The sequence below is a fragment of the Enterococcus sp. B2E4 genome (assembly GCF_030499455.1).
GTDB lineage: Bacteria > Bacillota > Bacilli > Lactobacillales > Enterococcaceae > Enterococcus_D > Enterococcus_D casseliflavus.
In genome coordinates this window covers 1-3,426 of record NZ_JAUKPK010000041.1, presented here as the reverse complement: position 1 = coordinate 3,426, position 3,426 = coordinate 1, and the positions used below count along the sequence as shown (strand labels likewise).

The following is a 3,426-nucleotide window of genomic DNA, read 5'->3' as shown; positions in this document are numbered from 1 at the left end:
GATAAAATGAGTCGTTACGCACGGATTGCTTTGGGGATTCGTTAATAAGCATGATAATGATAGAAATAATAAAGAACCATTGAAGATGCTCAAGAAATTGAGTGTCTTTTTTTATTCAGAAAAAGGTAAATAAACGAAAATGAAAAAGAGAATAGTTGGATATTGGAAAATTTAGTAGTTATTTTATGGTATTTAAACTTTATAAAAAGTAATGATATTATAGTTAGAATTATGATAAAGTAGGAACTAAGGCAGTTATAATAAGTTCTTATAGAACTTTAATTCAAGGCGTGGAAAAAATCAAAACGAAAATAGCGTACTCATAAATGAAAAAGAGAAATGGGGTTCTAATGATTGAAAAAATATATTTAGAAATAAACGGAGTGAAGCAAGGCTTAATTGTAGAAAGAAATATGAACAAAAATGCTCCAGTTTTATTATTCGTTCATGGAACTGCACCAATTTTACCCTTTATATGGAAGCGGCAAGTAAAATTCAATCAAGATTTCCATACTTGCTATTGGGACCAGAGATGGGTAGGGATGTCTTGTAGTTTGCCTGATGAAGCGGCTTTTAATATTGAAATACTTACAGCAGATGTCCTCAAAGTGACAGAACAATTGAGGTATATGTTTAATCAAGACAAAATTTATGTCTTGGGCCATTCTACGGGATCTTACATAGCGAGTCTCGCTGTTCAAGAAAAACCAGAATATTATTATGCATATATTGGTGTGGGACAAATAAATTGTATGAGGAATTCAGAAAAAGAAAAATATCAGGCAATTTTAAAAGAGGCTTGTAGAAGAAATGACAAAATAGCGTTACGCCGATTTGAAAAACTTGATCTGCCAGACAACTTTTTCGATACATATAAAATCAATAAAGAAAGTATGCCTTATGGAAGTGCCAGTATGAAATATACAGAAAAGTATGGATTTGGAGTGACACGTGAAGGCTATCAAAATAGTAAGCTGTTAAAAGCGGTCTTTCTATTTCCGTATTATACTGTTAATGAAAAAATCTGCTTCTTTAAAGGAATGTTTCAAGCTTCTGAAAAACTCATCAGTCAAATCCTAGATACACCACTTCAAGAGGTAGTTAGAAATATTGAAATCCCGATTCATATCATTCATGGAGAATTGGATTGTTCAACATCGTATAAAGAGGCAAAACGATTCTTTCACAGTGTCGATGCAAATGAAAAAAATTTCTATACATTTTCTCATTCCGCTCATATGCCATTTATTGATGAACCAGACAAATTTATGGAAGTACTCTCAAAAGTAAAGTGTTTTTAATTTGTAACGAACAGTTTGATACTGTACCCGACCCGTGTAACTAATAGAATTGCAAATAGGCATTCAATCTGAGCATCCCGAAAAATGAACAAATATATTGAAAGAGGAGCTTTGTAAAAGGACCGTTGCATTTTCAGAAATGAAACGGTAAACTAGTTGAAAAGATTGGAGGAATGAATCAATGATAGCTACGAATTTTGGGAAATTTACATACGAAAATCCGTTTATGAACGCCTCAGGAGTACATTGTATGACGATCGAGGAATTAGATGAATTAGCGGTATCAGCAGCTGGATCATTTGTCACAAAGAGTGCAACGCTAGAAGCACGTGCCGGAAATCCAGAACCACGTTATACCGATTTACCCTTAGGAAGCATCAATTCGATGGGATTACCAAATCTAGGGGTGGACTACTACTTAGATTATGCCATCAAAAAACAGCAGGAAATGACTCAGCAAGCGCCTTTCTTTTTCTCTGTCGCTGGTATGAGTGTGGCTGAAAACATTGAGTTATTGAAGAAGATCCAAGAAAGTGATTTTGAAGGAATCACTGAGTTGAATCTTTCTTGTCCAAACGTGCCAGGAAAACCACAAGTTGCCTATGATTTTCCTTTGACCGATCAAATTCTTGAAACAGTCTTTGGTTTTTTCACAAAACCTTTAGGTGTCAAATTGCCGCCATACTTTGATTTGGCTCACTTTGATGAGATGGCTAAGATATTAAACAAGTATCCGTTAACCTACATCAATTCAATCAATAGTATTGGGAATGCTTTATTCATCGATCCTGCTACTGACTCGGTAGTCATCAAACCAAAAGGTGGTTTTGGTGGTCTCGGAGGCGAATATGTGAAACCAACGGCATTAGCCAATGTGCGGGCTTTCTATACACGTCTCAAGCCAGAAATCAAAATTATTGGTACAGGTGGGATTCGTAATGGTCAAGATGCGTATGAGCATTTGTTGTGTGGTGCCTCTATGTTGCAGATCGGCACAGAGTTGCAAAAAGAAGGGCCGGCGATCTTTGAACGATTGACGAAAGAATTAGAAACGATCATGAAAGAAAAAGGATATCAATCAATCAGTGAATTTCAAGGCAAACTAAAAACGATTGATTAAAACGACTTTCTATCATCGTCTGTTTCTTTTTATAGAAGAAAGTCATAGAAGAAAGGTGGGGTTAAATGGAGAAATTTCGTAAAACAACTGAGGGCGATTTAACGGAGTTAATGGCGCTGATTGAGGAAGGAATTGCTTTTTTAAAAGCTCAAGGATCACCACAATGGCAAAATGGCTATGGCCCAAAAGAAACTCAAATCAAAGAAGATATTGCAAAAGGTGAAAGCTATGTGTTAGTGAAAGATGGGAAAATCGCAGCGTCTGCGGCACTGGTTTCTGGTGATGATCCTGTCTACAACGCAATTACCGGCGCAGGGTGGGATGGAAACGGTCCGTATCTATCCATTCATCGCGTCGTTGTCAGTTCTCATTTTAAAGGGCAAAAGTTAAGTGCCAAATTGCTGCAAGCTCTTGAAGTGGTTGCATTAGAGCAAGGAATCGTTGATTTGCGTATCGATACGTATAAAGCCAATATTGGGATGCAAAAGAATATTCAAGCAGCTGGCTATCAATATAAAGGAGAGGTAACATTTCCTTTTCCGAATGGAGAGCGATTGGCTTTTCAAAAACGTTTGATCACAAACTAAACATTCTTTTTCCATTCTTGTCACTTGGCTGAAAGAATGGAAAAGGTGTGTCAAAGTGAATTTTTGGTATGAAAATGTGGATAATGGTTGTCAGAATCCTTTCGGCTTGCTAAGATAAGCACGTAAAGGACGGTGCCAAATGAAGAAAAGAATCAAAAAGAAAAAAGCTTATAAAAAATACATCCATGATATTTTTGCAGGTTATGAAGAAATGCTTGAAAATCCAGCGATCGATGAGAAGAAGTTCTCTTATTTGAAAGAAGAAACAACCTTAAAACGAGACGATCAAAATCAAATCCGTTTCCGTACGATCGATATTGATTAAACTACCTTTTGGGTAGTTTTTTTCTTTGTTTTTGTTAATTGGAAAAATTTCAGAAAAAAAGCTTGCTCTTTCATTCATAGAATGATAAAGTAT

The 3,426-nt window shown here is 35.9% G+C and carries 4 protein-coding genes; all 4 read left to right on the top strand.

Annotation, left to right across the window (positions count from 1 at the left end; genetic code table 11):
* Positions 1-350: 350 nt before the first annotated feature.
* The 4 genes from Q1X33_RS16460 to Q1X33_RS16445 all read left to right on the top strand — a co-directional run bounded on the left by Q1X33_RS16460 (position 351) and on the right by Q1X33_RS16445 (position 3,333).
* A complete protein-coding gene (locus Q1X33_RS16460; RefSeq protein WP_241761041.1) occupies positions 351-1,301 on the top strand; it encodes an alpha/beta fold hydrolase in 951 nt (316 codons plus the stop codon).
* Between the two features lie 181 nt (positions 1,302-1,482).
* Positions 1,483-2,421: a dihydroorotate oxidase gene (locus Q1X33_RS16455; RefSeq protein ID WP_005230205.1), complete on the top strand. Its 939-nt coding sequence runs from the start codon at positions 1,483-1,485 to the stop codon at positions 2,419-2,421.
* Between the two features lie 65 nt (positions 2,422-2,486).
* Positions 2,487-3,008, top strand: coding sequence for a GNAT family N-acetyltransferase (locus Q1X33_RS16450; RefSeq protein WP_005230207.1), 522 nt, complete (start codon positions 2,487-2,489; stop codon positions 3,006-3,008).
* Positions 3,009-3,147: 139 nt separating this feature from the next.
* Complete coding sequence (locus Q1X33_RS16445) at positions 3,148-3,333, top strand: hypothetical protein (RefSeq protein WP_005230211.1); 186 nt, start codon at positions 3,148-3,150, stop codon at positions 3,331-3,333.
* Positions 3,334-3,426: the final 93 nt, after the last annotated feature.